Consider the following 24,926-nt stretch of genomic DNA (forward strand, 5'->3'; position numbering starts at 1 on the left):
CGTCCTCAGCGGGTGCCGACCGCCGCGCGGACGGCCCGCCGGGCGAGCGCGGCGTCGTCGTAGAGCCGACGGATCATGATCCGCTGCTCCTCGCCGGCGCCCGGCACGTCGTACAGGCGGATCTCCCGCATCAGCACCAGCACCAGGTTGACCAGGAATGCGTCCCGGGCCATCGTGCCGCCGCTCTGCGCGAGTTGGCTGATCTGGCGGCGGGCGGCGGTGTCGCCGGAGAGCACGCTCCACAGCACCGCCAGGTCGTAGCCGGGCAGGTACCAGCCGGCCTGCTCCCAGTCGACCAGCACCGGGCCGGACGGCGCCAGCAGCATGTTGCTGAGCAGGGCGTCGCCGTGGCAGAGCTGGAGCGGGGTGTGGCCGAGGCCGTGCAGCAGGCCGCGCAGGTCGCCGGCGTCCCGGTCGGTGAGCTGGCCCACCGAGTGGTAGCGGGCGACCTCCAACTGGTAGTCCATGCGCGGCTGGAACACGTCGGTCGGCGGCCGCCACAGGTTCAGCGTCCGGACGGCGGTCAGCAGCGCCCGCACCTCGCCCGGGGTGGGCGCGTTGACGGGGTGGCGCTCCCGGGCCGCCGGGCGGCCGGGGACGCGCTCCATGACGAGCACGCAGCGGTCGTGGTCGGCGGCGACCAGCCGGGGCAGCCGCACCGGCGGGCGGTGCCGGACGAACGCCCGGTAGACCGCGACCTCGTGGTGGAAGTCGGCCACCAGCTGCTCGAAGTGCCCGCTGCGCACCGCCTGCGGGGCCAGGCACTTGGCGACCACCGGGGCCCGCCCGATGGTGCCCGCCACCAGGATGTGGCGGCTCCCCTCGCGCAGCACCTGGCGCGGGGTGAACGCGGGACATATCCGCGCGACGCTCGCCAGGGCGGCCCGTACCGCCGGGGTCTGCAGCGCCGACGGGTCGATCCGTTCGGGGCCGCCGACCTGGCCGGGCCGGTGCGGCTGGCGCAGCACCCGGCCGTCGGCCTGCCGGGCGAGCGGGACCCGGCCGCCGGCGGGCGGGGCGGTCTCGGGGCCGCGCAGCCCCAGCGCCGTACGGCCGGCCGGGACCCGGGCGTCCGTGGACCGGCCCTCGGTGCCGCGCGGAGCCACCGGGCGGCTCGACGGGGGCACCTGCTTGGGGCCGGGACGGCCGGCGGCTGCGGTGGGGGGGCGCAGCGCGGTGCGGGTCGCGGTCGGCGTGGGGGTCGTCGCTGAGGAGTACATGGGGTGAGGGTGGTCCCTTCCTGTCCGTCGGCGGGTGCGCCCCGCGGTGCGGGGAGGGCCGGTGCCGCGTGCTTCCTGGCGTGACGGCGGCCCTGGCTCGGAGCGGTGGGTGGTGCGCGGGCGCCGGGCACGGACGCGGGGGTCGGGGACCCCTCCTACGGCGGTCCGCCCGTCCGCACCCTGGGGAATGCGGTCGGTCGGACTGCCGTGGCCGTGCCCGGCGCCCCCGCGCCACCCGGCCGCGCCACCCCCTCGGGTGAGGACCGGAGGCGTCCCGTGCCACGGACGGGGGACTGCCCCGACGCTGGTGGGACGCCGCCCGACCCTGGGGCGAGGTGGCGCACCCCTACAACACACCCGCCGTGCACTGGCTTAGTAGTCTGGCGGGCCCTGGCGAACGGTGGCGAATGCTCGCCTGGCACTTGCCCGAGCCTCTAGCCTCGAACCAGCCGAGGATCCTGGGGGCTTCATTGAGCAGGGGACCCAACACCCGACTCGCCGACCTGTTCGTCCTGACCGGATGGTCGAAGGGCGAACTCGCACGGCTGGTCAACCGTCGGGGTGCCGCGATGGGACAGCAGCAGCTGTCCACCGACACGTCGAGGGTACGGCGCTGGATCGAGCAGGGGGAGGTCCCCCGCGATCCGGTCCCGAGGGTGCTGGCGGCCGTGTTCACGGAGCGGCTCGGCCGTGTCGTCACCACTGAGGACCTCGGTCTGGAACGACACCGGCCAACCAGGTCCGGAGCGGCACCGTCCGCAGCAGTGCCATGGTCGCCGGATCGAACGGCCGCGGTCCTCACCGAGTTCACGGGAATGGACCTCATGCTGAACCGACGTGGATTGGTGGGCGCGGGCGCCGCGCTCACGGCCGGAACGGTCATCGCCGACTCCCTGAAGGGCTGGCTGGGCGGGGACGCCGTCGCGTACGCGGCCTCGGTGCCCGGACCGCGCCAGGTCATCACCGCCGGCGGTGCCCGCCCGGTGGTGGACGTGTACGACGCGGGCCCGGTCGGGCTCGACGAGGTGGAGTCGCTGGAGCACTCCGTGCAGGTCTTCCGGGCCTGGGACGCGGCCCGCGGCGGCGGGCTGCAGCGCAAGGCGGTGGTCGGTCAGCTCAACGAGGTGGGCGGCCTGTTGACGCACCGGCACGCCGCGGTCGTGGAACAGCGGTTGTGGCTGGTGGCGGCCAACCTGGCCGTGCTCGCGGGCTGGATGTCCCACGACGTCGGCCTGGAGCCCACCGCGCAGCGGTACTTCATGATCGCGGCGGAGGCGGCCAAGGAGGCCGGCGACCGGCCGCGGGCCGGCGAGGCGATCTCGCGGGCCGCGCGGCAGATGGTCCACCTGGGCCGGGCCGACGACGCGATCGACCTGATGGGGGCGGCCAAGGCGGCCGGCGGCCGGGTGCTGCCGAGAACGCGGGCGATGCTCAACACCGTCGAGGCGTGGGCGCACGCCTCGATCGGGCACTCGCAGGACACCTGGCGGCTGCTCGGCGAGGCCGAGGACCTGTTCGCCGAGGACGCTCCGGAGCCGCCGCCGTCCTGGATGCAGGTCTTCGACGAGGCCGAACTGCGCGGCATGCAGGCGCTGGTGCTGCGGACGCTGGCCGAGCACGACCCCTCGGCGGCCCCGCAGGCGCAGCGGCACGCGGAACGGGTGATCGCCCTGCGGGAGGGCACCGGGCAGCTGCGCTCGGCGCTGTTCGACCGGATCACCCTCGCCTCGGTGCACTGGCTCACCGGCGAACCGGACGCGGCGGACTTCCAGGCGAAGATGGTGATGAACCTGATCGGCCAGAACTCCTCGCACCGGACCTGGGACCGGCTGCGCGAGATGTACCGGCTGACCGCGCGCTACCGGGGGCTGCCGCTGGTGGACGAGCTGCGGGCCGAGCTGGGGCGGGAGCTGCGGGCGGCGGACGCCAAGAACCGGCCGAAGCCGTCCTGAGGAGGCCGTCGTCGGAGGGGCACCCGGCGGGCCCCCGGCGGGAGCGGCCGTCGGGGCTCCCGGCCGGGTCTGCGCGGAAGGACGGGCCTGCGGGGGAAGGGCGGGCCTGCGGGGAAGGGCGGGCCGGGCCCGGCCGGACGGGTCAGCGCGCCGGTCGGAGCAGCATGCGCAGGGCGGTGACGGTGCCGTCCGCGCCGAGGACGGGCTCGCCCGCGCACTCGACGTCGGCGGGCCGGCCGCCTCCCCGGTGGATCCGCAGGGTGCCGGCGGAGGTGCGGCCGTGGATCAGGGCGTCGGTCATCATCCGGCGCAGCAGCGGCCGGTCGGCCTCGGGGAGGCGGTCGGGCAGCCGGTCGAGGCTGAGCGGTCCGTCGCCCGGGTCGCAGCCGAGCAGGAGGTACGCCTCGGCGGTCCAGTGGACGCGGTCGGTGATGAGGTCCCACTCGGCCGAGCCGACGACATCGCACCGGCCCGTGTCGCGCTCGCGACCGCGGGGGGATCGACCGTCCTGGGATCGACCGTCCTGGGAACGGTCGTCGGGGGAGCGACCGTCCGGGGCGGGGTCGCCCGGGGCGGCGCCGTCGGGGGAGGGAACGTCCTCCTGGCCGAGATCGGGGCCGGACGGCTCCCGTGCCGTGCCGTCCACTCTGCCGTCCGTTCCGCTGTCCGCGTCGCCCGCGTCCCCGGAGTCGCCGTCGTGGGCGGTGCGGTCCGTCGTGCCCGCCGGGGCGCCGTCCACCGTGGCGGTGTCCGGCGGGCGGGCGGCGCCTAAGGGCATGTTCATGACCGGCCCATCGCTCGGGTGCGGCCCGTTCTGCACGGGCTCTCGGGTGGTGAGAAGACTGTCGCACAGCGTGCCCGCCCCTTGCGGGCGATTTGGACAGAACGCAGGCAAAATTCCTCTGGCATATGCCACCCTGGCGGGAGCCTTCGTCGCCCTGTGTGCGGCGGGGGGCCCGAGGCGGTAACCTTCGGTGATTCCGGCGCCCGGGCGCCCACCGCAGTACCGACCAGAGACCCCGGCGACGGAAATCCCGTTGCCACTACGACCGCCGCAACGGATGCTGACCTCATGTTCGAGCCAGTGATAGCACCTAGCGCCAGCCTCCTCGGCCTCCTGCAGCGAGGCCGCGGTGACGGGCAGCTCCATGCGCTGGCCGCCGACCGTACCGAGGCCGTCGCCGCGCTGGAGGAGTGCGTCACCAGGGATCCGCGAGCCGACTGGCAGGTCGAGAGCCGCTCCCTCTACTACGCCCGCCTCTACATGGAGCTGGAGGCGCCCCTCGACGGCATCGAGGACCACCTCCACTCCGCCGAGGACCTCGTGACCGACGACGAGAGCCGCACCGGCCTCGCCCTCTCCGTCCTGGGCCACCTCGCCGCGTACGGCCGGCGCGACGCGCTGCTGATGCTGCGCGAGTACGCCGCCACCGGCGCGAACTGGTCCTGGGCCCTCGACGAGCTCGCGCTGCGCGACGACGACCGCGGCCTGCTGCTGCTCGGCACCGCGGTGCTGGACCACTTCGCGCCGGGCCCCGAGGGCGACGCCGAGCTGCGCGAGTTCATCCGCAACGCGTACGAGCCCCGGCCCTGGCGGCTGTGGGCGGCCTACCACCCGAGAGTGGCCGCGGCCAGCGAGCAGTCCCCCTTCGACCTCTGGCAGCGCCAGCTCAACCGCGGCGGCGTGACCCCGGGCTGGTCGACCGCCGACGTGCTGGCCTGGGCCGACCAGGGCGACCTCGGCGGCCTCGGCGCCGGCGCCTTCCTCGGCCGCCCCGAGGGCCGGCCCGAGCCCGCCGCCGACCCGTCCGCCCCCGACGCCGTGGACCGCCGCGCCGCCGCGGCCGCCCGCTGCCTGACCGCCGTGGTCCGGCCCGAGGACCGCCCCCTCCTGCTGGAGACCGCCCGCGACGGCCTGCCCGGCGCCCGCCGGGCGGCCCTGCGCTACCTCGTCGACCAGCGGGACCCGGCCGCCGTCGAGCTGATCGAGGCCGCCGCCGCCGACGTGGACGACCGGGTCGTGCGCGCCGCCCTGGAACTGCTCGGCCGGATGCGCGGCCCCGAGGTGCTGGCGCAGGCCCGCCGCTGGGCCGACCCGGCCACCGGCGGCGCCGACAGCGCGCTCGGCGAGGCCGCCGTCAAGCTGCTCGCCGACGCCGGGGAGCCGGCCGACGCGCCGCTGGTCGTCGACGGGCTGCGCCGCTGGATCTCGGTGCGCGGGGTCAGCGGTACCGGGCTCGGGTCGCTGGTCGACGGTGCGGGGCGGCTGGCCGCCGCCGACGCCGTGCCCGTCCTGCGCCACATCTACGGCGAGGCCGCCTCCTCGGAGCTGCGCGGTCGCGCCGCCCGGGCGCTCGCCGCGACCGACGTGCACTTCCCGGAGGGCCCCGCCGTCGAGTGCCTCTGGGACTGCGAGGAGTCCACCCGCGAGCTCGCCGCGCGCCACGTCGCCACCACGGGCGACGCGCGCGTGCTGGAGCGCCTGCGCCGGCTCGCCGCCGACCCGGCCGAGGAGGCCGAGGTCCACGCCGCCGTCCGCGGCCGGCTGACCGCCGGTTAGCCACCCGGTCCTACGGGCCGTGGGCCGGACACCTTGAAACGGTGTCCGGCCCACGGTCGTTCCCGGTGCGGGTGCGGGTGCGGGTGCGGGTGCGGGTGCGGGTGCGGGTGCGGGTGCGGGTGCGGGTGCGGGTGCGGGTGCGGGTGCGGGTGCGGGTGCCGGTGGCCCCCCTCCGCCGCGCCCGGGCCTCCGCGGCCGTTCCCGTTCGGTCGCCCGCGGGTCGCTCCCGGGTGCTTTTCTGAAACGCCGTTCTACTTCACCACGCCCGCGTCCGGGGCCAGGATGCCGCCGGCCACCAGTCCGATGATCAGGACGCCGAGCAGCACCCGGTAGACCACGAACGGCAGGAAGCTGTGGTGCGAGATGTACTTGAGGAACCAGGCGATCGCCGCGTAGCCGACCGCGAACGCGATCAGGGTGGCCAGGACGGTCGGCCCCCAGGCCGGGGCCGGCCCCTCGCCGATCTTGAACAGCTCCAGCGTCCCCGAGGCCAGCACCGCCGGGATCGCCAGCAGGAAGGAGTAGCGGGCCGCCGCCTCCCGGCTGTAGCCGAGCAGCAGGCCCGCGCTGATCGTGCCGCCGGAGCGGGACACCCCGGGGATCAGCGCGAGCGCCTGGGCCAGGCCGTAGACGCCCGCATGGGGCAGGGTCAGCTCGGTGATCGGCCGGGCGTGCCGGATCGCGCGGGTGCGGTCGGCGAGGGCCAGGATCACGCCGAACACGATCAGCGTGGTGCCGATGATCCGCAGGTCGCGCAGGTGGGTCTCGATGGTGTCCTGGAACAGCTTGCCGAGGATCCCGATCGGCAGGGTGCCGATGATCACGAACCAGCCCATCCGGGCGTCCGGCTCGGAGCGCAGTGCCGGGCGGAACAGCGACAGCGTCCAGGTCCGCACGATGGCGGCGATGTCCCGGCGGAAGTAGATCAGCACCGCGGTCTCGGTGCCGAGCTGGGTCACGGCGGTGAAGGCCGCGCCCGGGTCGTCCCAGCCCAGGAGGGCGGAGAAGACCCGCAGGTGGGCGCTGGAGGAGACGGGCAGGAACTCGGTCAGCCCCTGGATCAGGCCGAGCACGGCCCCGTGGAACCAGTCGATCACCGGACACCTGTCCGGGGTATCCGTGGGTCGTCGTACATGTGGGGTCCTCGCAGGTCGGTACGGGCGTACGGGCATGCCGCGGCGCTCGCCCCCGGCATGCGGACGACCGTGCCCGCCCGTCCCCCGGGTCGCGCGCGGGCCCGGCGCGCGGCCGATGGTACGGGGTCAAAGTGACGACTTGCCGTTCACCTGTTCGGCGGACCCTCCGGAGGCTCGGTGGACGGCCTGGCGAGGACCCAGGTGCGGTCCGCGGTCAGGTAGCGCTCGACCGTCAGGCCGGCCTCCGCCAGGGCCTGTTCGAACGCCGCCGTGCTGAGCGGACGGGCCAGGAAGGTCTGCGTCCAGCGGCCGCCCGGGAACTCGTACTCGGCGAGCACGGAGTTGACGCCGTCCCCGACGGGGGTGGCGGAGAGGATCCGGCCCCACCCGTCCCCCAGCCGGCGCTCCCGCGGCACGGTGCGGTGCCAGTCCTCGCCCTCGCGCTGCACCAGCACGCAGCCGTCCTCGGCGACGTGGCGGCGGCAGGTCTCCAACAGCCCCTGGCGGACCGCAGGGTCGCCCGCGTGCACCAGGAAGGAGCCGAGCAGCACCACGTCGAAGCGCTCGCCGAGGTCCAGCCGCTCGATCGGGCTGCGCACGGTGCGCACGTCCGGGCGCACCCGCGCCAGCATCTCGGCGGACTCGTCGACCGCGGTCACGGCGAAGCCCCGGTCGGCCAGCGGGTGCGTCACCCGGCCGACTCCGCAGCCCAGTTCGAGGAGACTGGCGCCGGCCGGCACCGCGGCCCCGATCACGTCGGGCTCGTCGCGGACGGGCAGCAGTGACCACATCTCGACCGCGCAGCCGTCCGGGGTGATCGCGCCGGGGCCGGTGCCGTCGTACCCCGGGCGCCGCGCGTCGCCCGCCTGCGTGCCGACGTCGCGCGCCTGCCCGTCGTGGCCCGTCCGTCCGTCGTGGCCGGCCTGTCCGACGTCGCTCGTCCGCTCGTCGTCGTCCGGGTTCCTGCCGTCGTCGCTCTCCGTGCCGTTGCCCATCGGGCCATCGGAGCAGGCGCGGCGTGGCGGGGGAAGGGGAGGGCGACCGGCCGGGGCGGGTTTCGGTCAGTCCGTCAGTGCACCCTCGAGTTCGGCCAGGGCGGCGCGCAGCCAGGCGAGTTCGGCCTCGCTGGTGGCGCGGGCGATCAGCAGCAGCCCGCGCCGGAACGGGTCGGTGAACTCCTCGGCGCCGACCGGGCGGTCCCCGTCGTAGAAGAAGCTGGCCGCACCTGGGCGGGGCGCGGCGCCGTCCGGCTCCTCGACCACGCGGCGGACTCCGGGGCGATGCTGCTGGAACGGCTCGACGCGGGGCGGTCGTTGCTCGACGTGCGGGACGAACGCGCGGCGCTGCGCGCGCTCGCCGAGCTGCTGCGAAAACTGACGTAGCGTCAGGCTCCGCCGGGTCTGCGCACGCTGGCCGAGGTCGCGGACGACGTGCTCGCCCGGGCCCCGGCCGCGGTCGCCGCCCCCGCCGACCCGGTCGAACGGGGGCTGCTCGCGGACTGCGCCGCCGCCCTGCGCGAGGTCCGCGCCGAACCCGGTGACCGCCTGCTGCACTGGGACCTGCACCACGGCAACGTGCTCGCGCCGCTCGGCGGCGTGGACCGCGGCGACCGGCTGGCCGTCGACCCCAAGCCGCTCGCCGGACACCCCGGCTTCGAGCTGCTCCCGGTGCTGCGCAACCGCTGGGACGCCGTGGTCGCCACCGGCGACGTCCGGCGGGCCCTGCGGCGGCGGTTCGACCTGACCGAGGCGCTGGCGTCCGACCGGCAGGCGGCCGCGGCCTGGACGCTAGGGCGGGTGCTGCAGAACGCGGTGTGGGCGGCCGAGCAGGGCGAGGCGGCATTGGACCCGGGGCAGCGGGTCCTCGCGGAGCTGCTGTCGGGGCGCTGACCGGACCCCCGCCCGCTGCGGCAGTGCCCCCGTCTCGGCGCCAGCCTCACCGCTCCTGCCTCAGCCCCCCAGCGTCGCCGCTCCTGCCTCAGCCCCCCAGCGTCGCCGCTCCTGCCTCACCCTCCCCGCGTCACCACTCCCGCAGCGGTGCGAAGCGCAGCGGCGTGCCGGGCCGGGCCTGGGCGGCGGCGGCCAGGTCGGCGGTCGGGACGACCCCGATCACGGGGTAGCCACCGGTGGTCGGGTGGTCGGCCAGGAAGACCACCGGCTGTCCGTCCGGCGGGATCTGCACGGCGCCCAGCACCATTCCCTCGCTGGGGAGTTCGCCGGTCCGGACGCGGGCGACGGCCGGGCCCTCGGTGCGCAGGCCGATCCGGTTGCTGGCGGCCGCGACGCGGTACCCGTCGCGGCCCAGCCGGGTGACGGCCGCCGGTGCGAACCAGTCGGCGCGCGGGCCGAGCCGCAGCCGCAGCACCAGCTCGGCCGGGGGAGCGGGCAGCGGCACCAGGTCCGGCCGGGCGCCGGGGGTCGGGGGAGGGCCGACGGGCAGCCGGTCCCCGGCGGTCAGCGGGGCCGGGCCGAGCCCGGAGAGCAGGTCCGCCGAGCGGCTGCCGAGGACCGCCGGGACGGCGATCCCGCCCGCCACCGCCAGGTATCCGCGCACGCCGGCGGTCGCCGCGCCGACCTCGACGAGGGCACCGGCCGGCACCGCGACCGGGGCGCCCCACGCGGCGGCCCGCCCGTCCACGCGCACCGGGGCGGGGGCGCCGGTGACGGCGACGACCACCGGCCCGAGGGCGCGCAGCGCGACCCCGCCGAGCGTGGTCTCCAGGCCGGCGGCCTCCGGGCCGTTGCCGACCAGCCGGTTCGCGGCCCGCAGCGCAGGCTCGTCCAGCGCCCCGGCCCGGGGCACCCCGAGGTGGGCGACACCGCGCCGCCCGAGGTCCTGCACGGTGGTCAGCGGCCCGGGCCGCACCACCAGGAGCCCGTTCGCCGGATCCGTCCCCGGTGCCCGTGTCACGTCCCCGCTCCCTCCCTACGCCCGTACCGCGGTGAACCGCACCCGTACGCCCGGGGCCAGCAGCGCCGCCGGTTCGCGCCCGGTGTCCCAGAGCGTCAGCGCCGTCCGCCCGAGCAGCTGCCACCCGCCGGGGGAGGAGCGCGGGTAGACGCCGGTGTACGGGCCGGCCAGAGCGACCGATCCGGCCGGGACGGCGCTGCGCGGGGTGGCCCGGCGGGGCACCCCGTACCGCGGCGGCAGGCCGGTGAGGTAGCCGAAGCCGGGGGCGAAGCCGCAGAAGGCGACCACGTACGCGGGCGAGGTGTGGATCCGGACGGCGGCCTCCTCGGACACCCCCCACAGTGCGGCGACCTCGGCGAGGTCGGCGCCGTCGTAGACGGTCGGGACCTCGACCGGCGGGCCGCTCGTCGCGGCCGCGGCCGTCGGCCGGGCGGTGCGCAGCAGGGCGGTCACCGCGTCGATGTCGGCCACGCCGTCCAGCAGTACGGTGCGGGCGGCGGGCACGATCTCCTCCACCGCGTCGAGTGCGCCGGGCGCCTCGCCGGCCTGCCGTTCGCGCAGCCAGCCGTACAGCGCGGCGACCGCGGCCTCGTCGGCGAGCTCGACCAGCAGGGACCGCTCGCCGACCCGGCGCACCGTGGCGGGCGCCGTCACGTGAACGCCTCCACCCGGACCCCGGCGGAGGCCAGCGCGCCGCGGATCCGCCAGGCGAGCTGTGCGGCGCCGGGGGTGTCCCCGTGCACGCACAGGGAGCGGGCCTCCACGGAGATCCGTTCGCCGCCGACGGCCTCGACCGAGGAGTCCCGGGCGATGCCGACGGCGCGGGTGATCACCGCTTCGGGGTCGTGCACGACGGCGTCGGGCTCGCGGCGCGGGACGAGGGTGCCGGCCCAGGTGTACGCCCGGTCGGCGAAGGCCTCGGTGACCACGGGCAGTCCGACGCCCTCGGCGACGGCGAGCAGCCGCGAGCCGGGCAGGCCGAGCACCGGCAGCGGCCCGTCGCAGACGGCCCCGGCCCGTAGCACGCCGGCGACGACGGCCTCGGCCTGTTCCGAGTCGGCGACCACGCGGTTGTAGAGGGCGCCGTGCGGTTTGACGTAGGAGACCCGGGAGCCGGCGGCCCGGGCGAAGACCTGGAGGGCGCCGATCTGGTACGCGATCTCGTCGGCCAGCTCCTCCGGTGGGACGTCCATGGCGCGTCGGCCGAAGCCGGCCAGGTCGCGGTAGGAGACCTGGGCGCCGATCCGGACGCCGCGTTCGGCGGCCAGCGCGCAGACCCGGCGCATCGTGGACGGATCCCCCGCGTGGAAGCCGCAGGCGACGTTGGCGCTGGTCACCACGGACAGCAGCGCCTCGTCGTCGGTCAGCGTCCAGCGTCCGAACCCCTCACCGAGGTCCGCATTGAGATCGATCACCGCATCGGCCACGCCCGTCCGCCTCCCAGCAGCTGTTGAGCCAGATGGTAGGGCCTGCGGATGAAGGCCGTTGCCCGTGACCCGGGCCCCCGGCGGGCGCCCCGGCGTGCGGGCCCGCCGCGCACGCCCCGGGACGGCTCCGACTCAGCCCGCGGCCACCGGTCCCCGGAAGGAACGTTCCAGCGGCCGTAGGGCCCGCAGCACGATCAGCAGGGGGATGACACCGATGACCCCGAACGACATGTCGATGAATCGCCAGGCGAGCGGGATGCCCCGGATCGGGCCGCAGACCAGGGCCAGCGGGATGACGGCGCCGCAGGCGAGCACCGCCCAGCGGATCACCCAGACGTTGCGGACCGGGTCCTTGATCGGGCCCCAGAAGGCGGCGGCGATGACCAGGTGGGCGAAGGCCAGCCAGTCCGTGCCGTAGGCGAGGAAGGGGTAGCGGGCGTCGGTCTCGGCCACGCCCGTGCGGACCCGCTCGATCCAGTCCAGTGCGCCGGGCACGCGCTCGACCAGCGGGGCGGCCGGTCCGCTCGCGAGGTCGGCCAGCCAGCGGGTCTCGGCCACCAGGGGGAAGGCCGTCAGGCCGCTCAGCACCAGGCAGACCACGAAGGTCCGGAGCCACCGCCGGACCCGCCGCAGTGTCGCCGCGGTCTCGGTGCCCGGCGCGGTGCCCGTCGCGCGGTCCGTGTCGCGGTCCCGCTCGCTCTCCATGGTGCGAACCTCCAGGTCGAAGGGCAGACGGGGCCTTGTCCCGACTGCGCGGAACCGACTCTAGACCTTCGATTTGAACGCGTTCAACTCGACCCCGCGCCCCGCGGAAGGGTCCCGGCGTCCCGCCGACCCGGACCGCGGGCCCGCCGCAGGGCGCCCACCCCCGACCGGCTGCCCACCCCCGACCGGCTGCCGACCGCCGACGGCTGCCGACCGCCGACCGGCCGGCCCCGGACGCGACGGTGCCCGGACGCCGAAGCGCCCGGGCACCGGGGGAGGCGGTCGCCGCGGCTACGCGGTGTACGTGTAGGTCACCGGGGCGCTGGTGCCGCCCGCCGTGGTCACCGTGACGCCCACCGGACCGGGCCCCGCCGCAGCCGGCGCGGTGGCCGAGCAGAAGGACGGTCCGCAGGAGACGTGCGCGGCCGGCACCCCGCCGAACGCGACCGTCCCGTAGGTCAGGTTGCTCCCCTGGACGTAGACCTGGGTACCGCCGGCGGCCGGGCCGCTGGTGGTGGTCAGGTTGGTGACCGCCGGGGCGGCCGGCGGCGGGGGCGGGGCGCCCGTGTAGTCGAAGGTGACCGGCGCGGTGGCCGTGCCGCCGGGCGTGACCACCGAGACGGGCACGCTGCCGGAACCGCCCGGGGTGGTCACCGTGCACGCGGTGTCGGTGCAGCCGCCGGCCGCCGGGACGCCGCCGACCAGCACCATGCCGTGCGCCAGGTTGCTGCCGTTGACGGTGACGGCGGTGCCGCCCGCGCCCGGACCGGTGGTGGTGCCGAGGCCGGTGACGGCGGGGGCGGCCTGGGTGGTCGGCGGCTGCGGGCCGGTGCCGAGCAGGTAGGTCGACACGTGGCCGGTCGGGTCGGTGTCGTTGGGGTTGCCGACCGTCACGGTGATCGGGCCGGTGGCCGGCGCCGTCCCGTTGGTGGCGACGTAGACCTTCATGAAGTTGCTGACGCCCGGCTTGCGGGTGCCGGTGAAGACGGCCTCCAGGTGCCGGCCGTCGGGCGAGACGGTCTCGGTGAAGGTGTAGTCGTACGGGGTGTTGTAGAAGGCCGCGCCGCTGGTGGTGACGCCGGGCGGCAGGTCGACGGTGAGGTGGGTGGGACCGGTGAGGTCGGCGGTACCGGCCGAGGTCCAGGTGACGGAGAAGTTGGTGCTGTCGTGCGCGAAGATCGGGTAGTTGCCCGCCTGCGACACGGTGACGTGCTGGGCCGAGGCCGAGCGGACGGCGGCCGGGGCGGCGGTGGCACCGGCGGCGCCGGCGGCGAGGGTGGTCACGGACAGCGCGGCGGCGAGGCCCACTTTTGCCAGTCGGGTGATCATAGGTCGATCATCACCGAACTACCGCGCCGCCCTCACGGTTTTCTCGAATGCCGGTTCGAGAATGGCGAAATCCCGTTCCGAATTGGCTCTGCGCGCCACCCGTGGCCTGCCGCTGCGCCCGCCCGCAAGGCTCGTTTCGGTCGATGTCGGTGCGAACCTCTAATCTTGTCCACCGTGACCGCCATCGCTGACCCGCCCACCGAGCACGGCACCCGGCCGCCCGCCGGGCCCGCCGCCCGGCCCGCGCCCGGCCCCGCCGCCGACGAGGGCCTGGCCCGCCGGCTCAAGGCGCTGGCCTGCACCGCCCCGCTGCACGACCTGGACAACCGCAAGGTCAACCTGGCCGGTGAGTACGGCGGCTACGCGATGGCCGAGGTCGGCCTCGCCGCGATCGACCTGGTCACCCTGCACATGGACTTCGACACCGGCGCCGACCGCGACATAGTGCTCGGCCGGCTGCTGCCCAGGGTCGCCGCCCAGGCCGTCGGCCGGCCCGGCGCCGAGCACGAGCGGGTCGCCCGCTGGGTGCTGGAGTCGCTGATCAACGTCGGCAGCGTGGACCGCGGCTTCCGCGCCGTCTACGGCACCTTCGGGGCGGACGGCGAGTACGTCCGGCGCGACTACGACTTCAAGCTGATCGAGGAGGTGCCCGGCCCCGACGGCGGCGTCTACCTGCGCACCACCGACGAGGCGGTGAACGTCCTCGTCGGCGCGCTCGACACCGACGTCACCTCGGCCCAGATCGCCGCCGAGGTCAAGCTGGAGGTGCTGATCCGCCGCGGCCGGCTGGCCGACGCCCAGCTCGCCGCCGAGCAGGCCCGCTACCGCACCGTCCAGTACGCCGAGACGCTGCGCCGCGCCCTCGACGCCACCCGCCGCAACGTCCGCGCCGTCGACTGGATGCGCGCCGTCCCCGACCTCATCGACGAGGCGCTGGACCACATCGCCGACCGCTACCGGCACGAGAACGCGATTCTCACCAACATCCGCAAGGCCCGCGACGAAGCCGAGGAGCCGGAGCACAAGCGCCGCGCCGCCGAGCTCGTCGACATCGTCAAGGACTGCATCCGCCGCCACACCCAGCTGCAGACCCGGCTGCTGGAGGCCGGCCCGCTGTTCCGCGCCGAACAGGACCGGCAGGCCTTCGCCACCCCGGGCGCCCGCAGCGGCATCGACCTCTACGGCCAGCTGCTCGCCCCCGTGCTGCGGCTGCCGCTCGAACAGGCCGTCCGCCCCACCGACGCCTTCTTCGCCCGCGGCACCGGCCTGCGCACCCCCGCCTCCGTCCGGGTCGCCGACCTGGTCGACCTGCTGCTCACCCCGCCGGTCGAGCGGGAGCACCTCGGCGCCGAACTGCCCGACCCGGACCTCGTCGCCACCCCGGACGACAGCCGCTTCTCCGAAGCCCAGCTGGAGGCGGCCCTGGTCCTGCTGGACCTGCCCGCCGACGCCCCGCGCCGGCTCTCCGGCCTGCTCGCCGAGGCCCGCGAACAGGACCGCGAGCTGCCCTACCTGGTCGCCCTGCTCGCCGTCCACGCCGCCAGCCCGCCGGTCGGCACCGCCTACCGCCAGGGCGAGGAGCGGCTGCTGTTCGCCGTGGACGACGGCACCCCGCTGCAGGACGAGGAGTTCGGCGGCGCCGACCTGATCGTCGGCAGCGCCCTGCTGGACGCGGCCGGCATGGCCGCCGACCGCAAGGACGCCGGCTGAGCGGCCGGCCCCCGTCGACCGCCCAGGCCCCGCCGCCCGAGCCCCGGACCGACTCGGCGACGGCTCCCCGTCCCGGAACCCGACGCACCACCCGAACCCGACGCACCACCCGAACCCGATGCACCGCCCGTACCCGACGCACCACCCGCGAGGAGCACCGCCCGTGACGACCCACCACGACACGTCCTGGGCGGCCGAGACCGAACCCGCGGCCCCCACGCCGATCACCCCCGCCGACGTCGCCGACGCCGCCCGGCTGGTCTCCTTCGGCCTGCAGGCCAAGCTGCTCCCCGCCCGCGACGCCGAGTACGCCGAACTCGTCCGCCGCCACCGCGAGGACCCGCCGTTCGCCCGGCTCGCCGACGCCGTCGCGACCGGCATGGGCCTGGTCGTCCTGGAGGTCTCGGCGCGCGCCGGCATGGCCGTCGCCGCCGCCGAGGACTCGCTGTTCGCCGTCCGGATGGGCGACTACTCGCGCCGCGCCGCCTCCGAGTCCACCGACCGGTTCCTGCACGGCCTGGCCCACCTCGCCGTCGCCGCGATGGCCTTCCCCCGCCCCGAGGACCTCGCCGACGACGGCTACCTCGGCCGGATCACCGTCAACGGCGTCGACGCCTTCGTCCGCCAGGCCTGCCGCCGCCTCGAGGAGCAGGCCGACGCGGAGGGCGCCAACACCGACCCGCAGTCCGACGCCCCCGGCCTGGAGGCCGCCTGGCGGGTGTGGGCCCGGCGCACCGCCACCGGCGCCACCAAGGACGCCCGCCGGCTCTCCGGCTCGACCACCGGCATCGTCGCCAAGGCCGTGATGTTCCTGGTCGACTCCGGCTTCCTGCAGAAGGTCGCCGACGACGCCGGCGGCACCTACCGCACCACCGCCCGCTACCAGCTCCAGGTCCGCGACCTGGCCGGCAGCGCGGCGATGGCCGAACTGCTCGACCTCGGCGTCGTCCCCGTCTCCGACGGCACCGCCAGCCTGCTGCCCCCGGACACCGGCGACGAGCTGGTCGCCGACGCCGGCCTGCCGTTCCACTCGCTCTGACGCCCCCTCCCACCACCCTCACGGAGAACCGCCGCACATGTACGAGCTCAACCGGGTCCGCCTCTACTCGATCGGACCGGCCGGCGCCCGATACGCCGACACGGTGCTCGACCTGCGCGGCGTCGGCGAGCCCGTCGCCGACCCGGCCCCCCAGCAGATCGGCCTCTTCGGCGAGGACACCGACGGCCCGGTCCGCCGCCCCGCCCCGGCCGGCGTGCTCTTCCTGGAGAACGGCGGCGGCAAGTCCGTCCTGCTCAAGCTGATCTTCTCGGTCATGCTCCCCGGCCACCGCAACACCCTCGGCGGCGCCAGCTCCGGCGTGCTGCGCAAGTTCCTGCTCGCCGACGACTGCGGCCACGTCGCCCTGGAGTGGCAGCACACCGTCACCGGCGAGCTGATCGTGGTCGGCAAGGTCAGCGAGTGGCGCGGCCGCCAGGTCTCCTCCGACCCGCGCAAGTTCGCCGAGACCTGGTACTCCTTCCGCCCCGGCCCGGGCCTCACCCTGGACTCGCTGCCGGTCGCCGAACGGGTCAGCCTGGCCGGTGACCAGAAGGTCCGCGGCCGCCGCCGCACCATGAAGGGCTTCCGCGACGCCCTCACCGAGGCCGGCAAGGCCCACCCCCACCTCGACCTGGTCTTCGAGGACGGCCACGACCGCTGGACGGAACACCTCGGCGAGCTCGGCCTCGACCCCGAACTCTTCCGCTACCAGCGCGAGATGAACGCCGACGAGGGCGAGGCCGCCGGCCTCTTCGCGGTCAAGCACGACAGCGACTTCACCGACCTGCTGCTGCGCGCCGTCACCGACACCCGCGACACCGACGGCCTCGCCGACCTCGTCCACGGCTTCGCCGCCAAGCTCGGCCGCCGCGCCGAACTCACCGCCGAACGCGACTTCACCGCCGGCTCGCTGGACCTCCTGGAACGCATCGTCGAGGCCACCGGCGCCCGCGAGACCGTCCGGGAGGCGCACCGCACCGCCGAGCGCCGCACCCGCCGCCTCGCCCACGCGCTCACCTCCCGCGCCGCCGCCGAACGCGACCGCGCCCAGGACCTCGCCATCGAGGTCGCCGCCGCCGCGGGCGCCGTCACCGCCGCCGAGGCCGACCGCACCCGGCACACCCTGATCACCGCCGAACTCACCCACCGGCACGCCACCCTGGGCCTCGCCGCGGCCACCACCGAGGCCGCCGCGCTGCGCCGCGAACTCATCGAGGCCCGCACCCTGCACTCCGCCTGGCAGGCCGCCGAGGCCGTGCTGCGCCAGCGCGCCGCGGCCGACCGGGTCGCCCGGGTCGCCGTCGCCATCCGCGAGGCCGAACTCGACGCCGCCCCCGCCCTCGCCGCCCGCGCCCGCGCCGCCACCGCCCTGGCCCGCGCCCTGGAGGCCGCCGCCGCGGCCGCCGAAGGCCGCGCCGACACCGAGGAGCAGCGCGCCGGGGAGCTCCAGGAGGACGGCGCCAAGGCCCAGACCGACGCCACCGAGGCCGCCACCGCGGCCCAGAAGGCCCGCAGCGAGGCCGAGCACCTGCGCCAGCGCCTCGCGGAGGTCGAACAGGAGACCGCAGCCGCCGTCGAGGCCGGCTTCATCGACGCCGACGGTGACGTCGATCCGGCCCGCGCCGCGCTGCACGCCGCCGACGTCGAGAAGGCCGCCGGCGCCGCCCTCGCGCAGGCCCGCGCCGCCGCCGAGGCCGGCGCCACCCGGCTGCGCGAGGCCGCCGCCGCCACCGGCCGCGCCGAGCTCGCCGCGGAACGCGCCGGGGACGCCCGCCGGGCCGCCGACCGGGCGCTCGCCGCCGAACGGCGCACCGCCGCCCTGCTCGCCACCGAGCAGCGCCTCGCCGACCTGCTCTCCCTGACGCCCGCCCCCACCGAGTGGAACGAGGACGGCCCGGGCGTCGAGGAGGACGCCGGCTTCCTCACCCCCGACGTCCTGGACCGCAACGCCGAGTACCTGCGCGAACTCCTCGACGAGTCCATCGCCACCGCCGAGCGCACCCTGTTCGACCTGCGCACCGCCGCCGCCGACGACTCCCGCATCCTCGCCGCCCTCGGTGACGGCGGCCTGCTGCCGCCCGGCCCGGACGTCCTGGCCACCGTCGAGTACCTCGCCGAGCACGGCATCCCCGCCCTGCCCGGCTGGCGCTACCTCGCCCAGTCCGTCGACCCGGCCGACCACGAGGCGATCCTCGCCGCCCGGCCCGAACTCGTCGACGGCGTCGTGGTCACCGACCCGAGCTCGCTGGAGCGCGCCCGCGAGGCCCTGCAGGCCGCCGCCCTGCTGCCCCGCTCCACCGTCGCGGTCGGCGCCGCGGCCTCGCTGATCGCCCCGATCACCGACCAGCCCGCCTTCTTCCTGGTGCCGCCGAACCCGGCCATGCACGACGAGTCCGCCGCGGACGGCGAGCGCCGCGAGCTGCGCGCCCGGGCCGGCGCCCGCGAGGAGCACATCCGCGAACTCGCCGCCCGCCTCGGCGCCGACCGGGCCCTTGCCGCCCGCCTCGCCTCCTGGCACGCCTCCTGCCCGCCCGGCACGCTCGCCGAGCTCGCCGCTGCCGCCGGGGCCGCCCGTGAGCACGCCGAGCAGGCCGCCGCCGCCCTCGCCACCCTGCGCACCGACCACGACGAGGCCGAGACCGACCACGCCGTCGCCGCCGCCGCCCACGAGGAGCACCGGGAGAGCGCCCAGCGCGCCCGGCGCCGCGCCGACGCCCTCTCCGGCCTGGCCTTCCGGCTGCGCGAACGCCCGACCTGGGCCCGCCGCCAGCGCGAACTCGCCGAGGACGCCGCCGAGTGCGACCGCCGCCAGGCCGTCTGCGCCGAGCGCGCCCGCACCTGCGACGAGGACCGCCGCGCCGCCCAGCGCGCCGCCGACGACGCCCGGCGCACCGCCCGGACCCTGCGCGCCGAGCGCGCCGAGATCCCCGCGGCCGAGCAGACCGACGAGCCCGCCGACGCCGCGCCCGCCGCCCTGCCCGCCCTGCGCGAGGCCTACCGCGCCGCCTCCCAGCTGTACGAGAAGGTCGGCGTCGGCGCCGACCTGCGCGCCGAACAGGCCCGCGCCGAGGGCGACGAGGCCGCCGCCGCGACCGAACTCGACCGCCTCACCAACAAGGTCCGCACCCGCGCCGAGGAGCTCCTCGGCAGCCCCGACGGCGCCGACGGACCGGCCCGCCAGGCCGCCGCGGCCCGCGCCGAGGACCTGGTCGCCACCATCGAGGCCCGCTCCGCCGCCGCCAGCGAGCAGCTCGGCCGGCTGCGCGGCGAGGCCGAGCGCTCCGCCCCCGCCGACGGCGAGGCGCACACCGAACTGCCCGAGGACCTCGTCCCCACCGACCCGGAGCACGCCCAGGCCCTGCTGCGCACCGCCACCGGCCGGCTCGCCGAACGCCGGGAGGCGCTGGACGCCGCCCGCACCGCGCACGCCGACCTCCAGCGCACCTTCGACGCGGCCCAGGCCGCCGCCGCGGACTTCGACGAACTCGCCGGCCAGCTGCGCGACGGCCTGCGCGAACACCAGGAGGACGACGGCCGGCCCGTCGAGCCGCACCTCGGCTCGCTGCCCGAGGCCCGCAGCACCGCCGCCGAGGCCCGCCGCGCCCTGCGCACCGCGGCCGGCGAGCTGTCCTCCGCCGAACTCGCCGTCCGGGACGCCTCCGACGCCCTCGTCCGGCACGCCAACGCGGCCCGCTACGAGGCCGTCCGCACCCCCGCCCGCCAGCAGATCCGCGAACTGCCCGCCGCTGCGCTGCCCGAGCACGCCGCCAGCTGGGCCGCCGCCTTCGCCCCCCGGCTGCGGGTGCTCACCGACGAACTCGCCCAGCTGGAACGCAACCGCGGGTCGATCGTGGACCGGCTGCGCGGCCTGGTCGAGTCCTCGCTCACCACCCTGCGCGCCGCCCAGCGGCTGTCCCGCCTCCCCGAGGGCCTCGGCGAGTGGTCCGGCCAGGAGTTCCTGCGGATCCGCTTCGAGGATCCGGACCACGCCACCCTGGTCGAGCGCCTCGGCGAGGTCATCGACGAGGCCACCCGCGCGGCCGTCGGGAAGAACAGCGACCTGCGCCGCGACGGCATGTCGCTGCTGCTGCGCGGGGTCGCCGCCGCGATCGGCCCCAAGGGCGTCAGCGTCGAGATCCTCAAGCCCGACGCGGTGCTGCGCGCCGAGCGGGTCGGCGTCGGCCAGATGTCCGACGTGTTCTCCGGCGGTCAGCTGCTCACCGCGGCCATCGCGCTCTACTGCACGATGGCGGCGCTGCGCGCCAACGACCGCGGCCAGTCCCAGCTGCGGCACGCCGGAACGCTCTTCCTGGACAACCCGATCGGGCGTGCCAACGCCACCTACCTGCTGGAGCTCCAGCGGGCGGTGGCCGACGCGCTCGGCGTCCAGCTGATCTACACCACCGGCCTGTTCGACACCACGGCGCTCGCCGAGTTCCCGCTCGTCATCCGGCTGCGCAACGACGCCGACCTGCGGGCCGGCCTCAAGTACATCTCCGTCGAGGAGCACCTGCGCCCGGGCCTGCCCGCGCCGCAGGACCCGGACGGCCCGGCCGTCCACGGCGAGATCACCGCCACCCGGATGTTCAAGCGCCCGGCGGAGGTGCCGGCCCAGGCCTGACCGGCCGGAACCGGTCCGGGCCCGGCGGCGCCCGGGCCCGGCGGCCGGTCCGCGCCGGCCGGCCCGGTACCGGCCCCGCCCCGAACTGGCTAGCGTGACGGGCATGCTGACGATCGCGCACTTCAGTGACATCCACCTCGGCCAGCAGCACCGTCGGGACCGCGGCCGGCGGGCCAGGCGCCGGGCCGAGCAGGTCATGGCGTACCTCGACGCCCTGCCCGGCCCGCTGGACGCCGTGCTGGTCACCGGCGACCTCGCCGACCACGGCCTGGCCGCCGAGTACCAGCAGGTGGTCGAGGTGCTGGACTCCCGGCACCCGGTGCTGATCTGCCCCGGCAACCACGACCGGCGCGGCCCCTACCGGGAGGTGCTGCTCGGGGAGGCGCCGACGGAGGAGCCGGTCAACCGGGTGCACCGGCTGCCCGGCGCGGACGTGCTGATGCTCGACTCGTCGATACCCGAGCGGGACGACGGCCTGCTCACCGACCGGACGCTGGACTGGCTGGACGCCGAACTGACCGCCGGGCGGAGCGATCTGCCGGCACTGGTGGCCTTCCACCACCCGCCCGTCGTGCTGCACCTGCCGACCGTCGACCGGATCCGGCAGTTCGAGGAGGAGCGGCTGGCCGCGGTGCTGCACCGGCACCCCCGGGTGGCGGCGCTGTTCTGCGGCCACTCCCACACCGCGGCCGCGGCCTCCTTCGCCGGCCTGCCGCTGCTGGTCGCCCCCGGCGTGGTCTCCACCGTCACGCTGCCCTGTGAGGGCGGGCGCGGCATCTCCTTCGGCCAGCCGCCGATGCTGGCCTTCCACGTCCTGGACGACGAGCGCGCCCTGACCACCCACTACCGGGTCGTGCCCCAGGACTAGATCCGCCGGACAGAGCCTAGGGGCCCCGAGGCACGACCGGGCCCCGCCGGCCTCAGGCGGGCAGCCGGGGCCGGTGCTGCGGCGGCTGCCCGCCGGGCCGGGGGAGGGGTCGGGGGGCGAGCGGGTCGGGAGCGCGGCTGCCCGCCATCGGGTACGCGGAGCCCGGTGCGCGCAGCCGTTGGGCGGCGACCTGGCGGGAGATCAGGATCTCCAGCAGGCACCACATGGTGCCGAACACCCCGAGGCCCATCGCCATCAGCGCGGGCGTCATCAGCCAGCTGTCCGCGTACGAGGCCAGGGTCGCGACCATCACCCCCACCAGGGTGAAGGACAGGCAGAGCACCGCCCGGACGGCGGCGGCGCGCACCTCGTCGGGAAGGCGGCGACGGCGGCGTGGCACGGACATCGAGCGACCCCCAGGCGCGGACTCGGCGGCGGGCACGGGACGGGCGCACACGAAACGCGCCCCCTCGCGACACTCTGCCCCGTCGCACCCGGACTACGCGTCAGAATCGACCGAACTGCCGCCAAATCGTGTGATCCGGGCCGATTCACCCGGCGCCCGCGGCCGGGCACGCCCCGGCGGGCACCCGCGGCCGGGGTACCGCGGCCCGGCGCCTCCCGGCCCGTCGACCGCGCTCAGCCCAGTTGCTGGTTGAGCTCCTCCAGCGCGCCGGTCACGATCGTCCGCATCCCCTGTTCGGCCCGGACGGCGTCCCCCGCGCAGATCGCCTCCGCGACCTCGCGGTGCAACCGGATCGCGTACGGCTCCGGTTGATGGGGCATCAGATGGTACTCGGTCCGCCCGGTGAGCACCGCCCCCACGGTGTCGCCGAGGTGGGCGAACATCTCGTTGCCGGAGGCGCGCAGCACGGTGGCGTGGAAGTCGATGTCGTGCCGGAGGAAGGTGGTCAGGTCGGCGGCCCGGGCGGACATGGTCAACTCGACGGCGAGCGCGCTGAGTCGTCGCCGGTCGTCGTCGCTCGCGTGGGCCGCGGCGAGCGCGGCGGCGGCCGGTTCGACGGCGACCCGCAGGGAGCCGAGGGAGCGCAGCTGGGCCGAGCGGTCGGCGCCGGCGAGGCGCCAGCGGATCACCAGCGGGTCGAAGACGTCCCAGACCGACTTGGGCTGCACGGTGATGCCGACCCGTCGGCGGGAGGCCACCAGGCGCATCCCCTCCAGGATCCGCACCGCCTCCCGGACGACCGTCCGGGAGACCCCGAAGCGGTCCTCGAGTTCCTCGCCGCGCAGTACCGCGCCCTCGGGGATCTCCCCGGACGCGATCGCCGGCCCGAGTTCGTCGAGCAGCCGGCCGGGCAGTCCCTGGATCTCCATCCGTCCAGCCTAGGGCCCGCCCCCGGCCTCCTCCCGGCCGCCTCCACTGCGACCCACTCCACAGTCCAAAAGTATGACGATTTGGTTTCCGGGACTTGAATACGTCATATCTTTGGGGCGATAGTGACGGCCAGGCAACGAAGGAGCACCACCCATGGCTCTCAGCGTCGAGAACCACGCCGTCCCGGAAGGCCCCCTCACCGTCGTGGTGATGGGCGTCTCCGGTGTCGGCAAGACCACCCTGGCCCGCCTCCTGGCCGACCGCCTCGGCCTCCCCTACGCGGAGGCGGACGACTTCCACCCGCCGGCCAACATCGCCAAGATGTCGGCCGGCGTCCCGCTGGACGACGAGGACCGCGGCCCCTGGCTGCAGGCTCTCGGCGCCTGGCTGGGGGAGCGGGCCCGGGCCGGCACCGGCGGCGTGGTCACCTGTTCGGCGTTGAAGCACCGCTACCGCGACACCCTGCGCGCGGCCTGCCCGGGCGCCTTCTTCCTGCACCTCAGCGGTGGTCACGAGCTGGTCGAGGACCGGCTCGTCCACCGCACCGGCCACTTCATGCCGCCGTCGCTGCTCGAATCGCAGTACGCCGCCCTCGAACCCCTGGGCGTCGACGAGCACGGCGCCGTCCTGGACGTCGGACCGTCCCCAGAAGAACTCGTCGAGATGGCCGTGGCGCTGCTGCGGCCGGTCAATGGAGACCTCGCGTGATGTCCCCCACCCTCCTCGCGGCCGCCCCACCGGCCCTGCCGCACACCGACAGCGACACCCAGCTGCTGGTGGCGGTCCTGCTCAGCATCGGTGCGATCGTCCTGCTGATCACCAGGCTGAAGCTGCACCCCTTCCTCGCCCTGACGCTCGGCTCGGGCCTGCTGGCCGCCGTCGCGGGCGTTCCCTTCGACAAGCTGCTGAGCAGTTTCTCCACGGGCTTCGGCGCCACGGTGGCCGGCGTCGGCCTGCTGATCGGCCTGGGCGCGATGCTCGGCAAGCTGCTCGCCGACTCCGGCGGCGCCAACACCATCGCGGACACCGTGCTGGCCCGGTCCGAGAACCGGGCGCTGCCCTGGGCGATGGCGCTGATCGCCGCCGTCCTCGGCCTGCCGCTGTTCTTCGAGGTCGGTGTCGTCCTGCTGATCCCGATCGTGCTGCTGGTCGCCCGCCGCGGCAACGTGCCGCTGATCCGGATCGGCATCCCCGCGCTGGCCGGGCTCTCGGTGCTGCACGGCCTGGTGCCCCCGCACCCGGGCCCGCTGGTCGCCGTCGACGCGCTGAAGGCCGACCTCGGGGTCACCCTGGCGCTCGGTCTGCTGATCGCCGTGCCGACCCTGATCGTCGCCGGCCCGCTGTTCGCCCGGGTCGCGGAGCGCTGGGTGGGCCCGTTGGAGATCCCGAAGGCCACCGCGCCGGAGGAGACGGCCCGGCCCGAGCGCACGCCGTCCTTCGGGGCGGTGCTGGCCACCATCCTGCTGCCGGTCGTGCTGATGCTCGGCAAGGCGCTCGCCGACGTGGTGATCGACGACCCGAAGGCGATGGTCCAGCGGGTGTTCGACTTCGTCGGCTCACCGCTGATAGCCCTGCTCGCCGCGACCCTGCTCGGCATGCTGACCCTCGGCCGGGCGGCCGGGTTCGACAAGGCGCGGATCTCCGAGACCGTCGGCAGGTCGCTCGGCCCGATCGCCGGCATCGTCTTCATCGTCGGTGCGGGCGGCGGCTTCAAGCAGACCCTGATCGACGTCGGCGTCGGCAACGCGGTCAGCGAGTGGTCGAGCAAGTGGCACATCTCCGCGCTGCTGCTGGGCTGGCTGATCGCGGTCCTGATCCGGCTGGCCACCGGGTCGGCGACGGTCGCCACGATCACCGCGGCCGGCATCGTCGCCCCGCTCGCCGCGGACATGTCCTCGACCCACGCGGCCCTGCTGGTGCTTGCGATCGGCGCCGGCTCGCTCTTCCTGTCGCACGTCAACGACGCCGGCTTCTGGCTGGTGAAGGAGTACTTCGGGATGAGCGTCGGCCAGACGCTGAAGTCCTGGTCCGTGATGGAGACGGTGATCTCGGTCGTCGCGATCGCCCTGATCATGCCGCTCAGCCTGATCGTCTAGGGCCGTCCGCAGGGCCT

Annotated in this window: 19 protein-coding genes and 2 pseudogenes; 9 read left to right on the forward strand and 12 right to left on the reverse strand. The window is 75.9% G+C overall.

Annotated features, from left to right (window positions below; translation table 11 throughout):
- Positions 1–5 precede the first annotated feature (5 nt).
- Positions 6–1,220 (reverse strand): phosphotransferase, encoded by a 1,215-nt coding sequence (locus ACIRS1_RS33185; RefSeq protein ID WP_360218626.1) that lies wholly within the window; start codon positions 1,218–1,220, stop codon positions 6–8.
- 470 nt (positions 1,221–1,690) lie between these two features.
- Between ACIRS1_RS33185 and ACIRS1_RS33190 the strand changes: the two genes are divergently transcribed.
- On the forward strand, positions 1,691–3,172 hold the full coding sequence (locus ACIRS1_RS33190; protein WP_360218629.1) for a hypothetical protein: 1,482 nt from the start codon (positions 1,691–1,693) through the stop codon (positions 3,170–3,172).
- Between the two features lie 142 nt (positions 3,173–3,314).
- Here ACIRS1_RS33190 and ACIRS1_RS33195 read toward each other — a convergent pair whose 3' ends face one another.
- Positions 3,315–3,956, reverse strand: a complete 642-nt coding sequence (locus ACIRS1_RS33195) for a hypothetical protein (RefSeq protein ID WP_402845860.1) — start codon at positions 3,954–3,956, stop codon at positions 3,315–3,317.
- Positions 3,957–4,244: 288 nt separating this feature from the next.
- Here ACIRS1_RS33195 and ACIRS1_RS33200 point away from each other — a divergent pair, with 288 nt between their 5' ends.
- Positions 4,245–5,732, forward strand: a complete 1,488-nt coding sequence (locus ACIRS1_RS33200; protein WP_402845862.1) for a HEAT repeat domain-containing protein — start codon at positions 4,245–4,247, stop codon at positions 5,730–5,732.
- A 251-nt stretch (positions 5,733–5,983) separates the two neighbouring features.
- Here the strand turns inward: ACIRS1_RS33200 and ACIRS1_RS33205 are convergent, their stop codons facing one another.
- The 3 genes and pseudogenes from ACIRS1_RS33205 to ACIRS1_RS33215 form a co-directional block, all read right to left on the reverse strand.
- Positions 5,984–6,826, reverse strand: a complete 843-nt coding sequence (locus tag ACIRS1_RS33205) for an undecaprenyl-diphosphate phosphatase (RefSeq protein WP_402845900.1) — start codon at positions 6,824–6,826, stop codon at positions 5,984–5,986.
- Between the two features lie 188 nt (positions 6,827–7,014).
- On the reverse strand, positions 7,015–7,863 hold the full coding sequence (locus ACIRS1_RS33210; protein WP_402845864.1) for a class I SAM-dependent methyltransferase: 849 nt from the start codon (positions 7,861–7,863) through the stop codon (positions 7,015–7,017).
- A gap of 66 nt (positions 7,864–7,929) precedes the next feature.
- Positions 7,930–8,088 (reverse strand): annotated as a pseudogene (locus ACIRS1_RS33215) (PadR family transcriptional regulator); the annotation flags it as partial.
- A gap of 60 nt (positions 8,089–8,148) precedes the next feature.
- On the opposite strand from ACIRS1_RS33215, the pseudogene ACIRS1_RS33220 reads away from it, so the two are divergent.
- Positions 8,149–8,757, forward strand: a pseudogene (locus ACIRS1_RS33220) (aminoglycoside phosphotransferase family protein).
- A gap of 130 nt (positions 8,758–8,887) precedes the next feature.
- On the opposite strand, the gene ACIRS1_RS33225 reads toward ACIRS1_RS33220, so the two are convergent.
- The 5 genes from ACIRS1_RS33225 to ACIRS1_RS33245 form a co-directional block, all read right to left on the reverse strand.
- Positions 8,888–9,778: a biotin-dependent carboxyltransferase family protein gene (locus ACIRS1_RS33225; protein ID WP_402845866.1), complete on the reverse strand. Its 891-nt coding sequence runs from the start codon at positions 9,776–9,778 to the stop codon at positions 8,888–8,890.
- 15 nt (positions 9,779–9,793) lie between these two features.
- On the reverse strand, positions 9,794–10,432 hold the full coding sequence (gene pxpB / locus ACIRS1_RS33230) for a 5-oxoprolinase subunit PxpB (RefSeq protein WP_402845868.1): 639 nt from the start codon (positions 10,430–10,432) through the stop codon (positions 9,794–9,796).
- Positions 10,429–11,205 carry a LamB/YcsF family protein gene (locus tag ACIRS1_RS33235; RefSeq protein WP_402845870.1) on the reverse strand — a complete coding sequence of 259 codons (777 nt, stop codon included), beginning with the start codon at positions 11,203–11,205 and terminating at the stop codon, positions 10,429–10,431. The genes pxpB and ACIRS1_RS33235 overlap by 4 nt, the downstream gene beginning before the upstream one ends.
- 132 nt (positions 11,206–11,337) lie before the next feature.
- Complete coding sequence (locus ACIRS1_RS33240) at positions 11,338–11,910, reverse strand: hypothetical protein (protein ID WP_402845872.1); 573 nt, start codon at positions 11,908–11,910, stop codon at positions 11,338–11,340.
- A 291-nt stretch (positions 11,911–12,201) separates the two neighbouring features.
- Complete coding sequence (locus ACIRS1_RS33245; protein ID WP_402845874.1) at positions 12,202–13,239, reverse strand: IPT/TIG domain-containing protein; 1,038 nt, start codon at positions 13,237–13,239, stop codon at positions 12,202–12,204.
- Between the two features lie 174 nt (positions 13,240–13,413).
- Here ACIRS1_RS33245 and ACIRS1_RS33250 point away from each other — a divergent pair, with 174 nt between their 5' ends.
- The 4 genes from ACIRS1_RS33250 to ACIRS1_RS33265 all read left to right on the forward strand — a co-directional run bounded on the left by ACIRS1_RS33250 (position 13,414) and on the right by ACIRS1_RS33265 (position 21,477).
- On the forward strand, positions 13,414–14,949 hold the full coding sequence (locus ACIRS1_RS33250; RefSeq protein ID WP_402845876.1) for a hypothetical protein: 1,536 nt from the start codon (positions 13,414–13,416) through the stop codon (positions 14,947–14,949).
- Positions 14,950–15,112: 163 nt separating this feature from the next.
- Positions 15,113–15,988 (forward strand): hypothetical protein, encoded by an 876-nt coding sequence (locus ACIRS1_RS33255; protein ID WP_402845878.1) that lies wholly within the window; start codon positions 15,113–15,115, stop codon positions 15,986–15,988.
- Between the two features lie 37 nt (positions 15,989–16,025).
- Entirely contained in the window at positions 16,026–20,609 is a 4,584-nt protein-coding gene (locus tag ACIRS1_RS33260; RefSeq protein ID WP_402845880.1) for a hypothetical protein, read from the forward strand.
- A 103-nt stretch (positions 20,610–20,712) separates the two neighbouring features.
- Complete coding sequence (locus ACIRS1_RS33265) at positions 20,713–21,477, forward strand: metallophosphoesterase (RefSeq protein WP_402845882.1); 765 nt, start codon at positions 20,713–20,715, stop codon at positions 21,475–21,477.
- A 52-nt stretch (positions 21,478–21,529) separates the two neighbouring features.
- Here ACIRS1_RS33265 and ACIRS1_RS33270 read toward each other — a convergent pair whose 3' ends face one another.
- Together ACIRS1_RS33270 and ACIRS1_RS33275 are read right to left on the reverse strand one after the other, a co-directional pair.
- Entirely contained in the window at positions 21,530–21,883 is a 354-nt protein-coding gene (locus ACIRS1_RS33270) for a hypothetical protein (protein ID WP_360218670.1), read from the reverse strand.
- A 233-nt stretch (positions 21,884–22,116) separates the two neighbouring features.
- Entirely contained in the window at positions 22,117–22,812 is a 696-nt protein-coding gene (locus ACIRS1_RS33275) for an FCD domain-containing protein (protein ID WP_360218673.1), read from the reverse strand.
- A gap of 154 nt (positions 22,813–22,966) precedes the next feature.
- Here ACIRS1_RS33275 and ACIRS1_RS33280 point away from each other — a divergent pair, with 154 nt between their 5' ends.
- A complete protein-coding gene (locus ACIRS1_RS33280; protein WP_360218676.1) occupies positions 22,967–23,521 on the forward strand; it encodes a gluconokinase in 555 nt (184 codons plus the stop codon).
- Positions 23,521–24,909, forward strand: coding sequence for a gluconate:H+ symporter (locus ACIRS1_RS33285; RefSeq protein ID WP_402845884.1), 1,389 nt, complete (start codon positions 23,521–23,523; stop codon positions 24,907–24,909). The genes ACIRS1_RS33280 and ACIRS1_RS33285 overlap by 1 nt, the downstream gene beginning before the upstream one ends.
- Positions 24,910–24,926: the final 17 nt, after the last annotated feature.

The sequence above is a fragment of the Kitasatospora sp. NPDC101176 genome, from assembly GCF_044768035.1.
Taxonomy (GTDB): Bacteria; Actinomycetota; Actinomycetes; order Streptomycetales; family Streptomycetaceae; genus Kitasatospora.

Bases quoted from the DNA above. Each gene is read 5' to 3' on its own strand.
- ACIRS1_RS33275 (WP_360218673.1), bottom strand. From the start codon at position 22,812: ATGGAGATCCAGGGACTGCCCGGCCGGCTGCTCGACGAACTCGGGCCG.
- ACIRS1_RS33265 (WP_402845882.1), top strand. From the start codon at position 20,713: ATGCTGACGATCGCGCACTTCAGTGACATCCACCTCGGCCAGCAGCAC.
- ACIRS1_RS33185 (WP_360218626.1), bottom strand. From the start codon at position 1,220: ATGTACTCCTCAGCGACGACCCCCACGCCGACCGCGACCCGCACCGCG.
- ACIRS1_RS33195 (WP_402845860.1), bottom strand. From the start codon at position 3,956: ATGAACATGCCCTTAGGCGCCGCCCGCCCGCCGGACACCGCCACGGTG.
- ACIRS1_RS33280 (WP_360218676.1), top strand. From the start codon at position 22,967: ATGGCTCTCAGCGTCGAGAACCACGCCGTCCCGGAAGGCCCCCTCACC.
- ACIRS1_RS33245 (WP_402845874.1), bottom strand. From the start codon at position 13,239: ATGATCACCCGACTGGCAAAAGTGGGCCTCGCCGCCGCGCTGTCCGTG.
- ACIRS1_RS33260 (WP_402845880.1), top strand. From the start codon at position 16,026: ATGTACGAGCTCAACCGGGTCCGCCTCTACTCGATCGGACCGGCCGGC.
- ACIRS1_RS33200 (WP_402845862.1), top strand. From the start codon at position 4,245: ATGTTCGAGCCAGTGATAGCACCTAGCGCCAGCCTCCTCGGCCTCCTG.
- ACIRS1_RS33210 (WP_402845864.1), bottom strand. From the start codon at position 7,863: ATGGGCAACGGCACGGAGAGCGACGACGGCAGGAACCCGGACGACGAC.
- ACIRS1_RS33270 (WP_360218670.1), bottom strand. From the start codon at position 21,883: ATGTCCGTGCCACGCCGCCGTCGCCGCCTTCCCGACGAGGTGCGCGCC.
- ACIRS1_RS33285 (WP_402845884.1), top strand. From the start codon at position 23,521: ATGTCCCCCACCCTCCTCGCGGCCGCCCCACCGGCCCTGCCGCACACC.
- ACIRS1_RS33240 (WP_402845872.1), bottom strand. From the start codon at position 11,910: ATGGAGAGCGAGCGGGACCGCGACACGGACCGCGCGACGGGCACCGCG.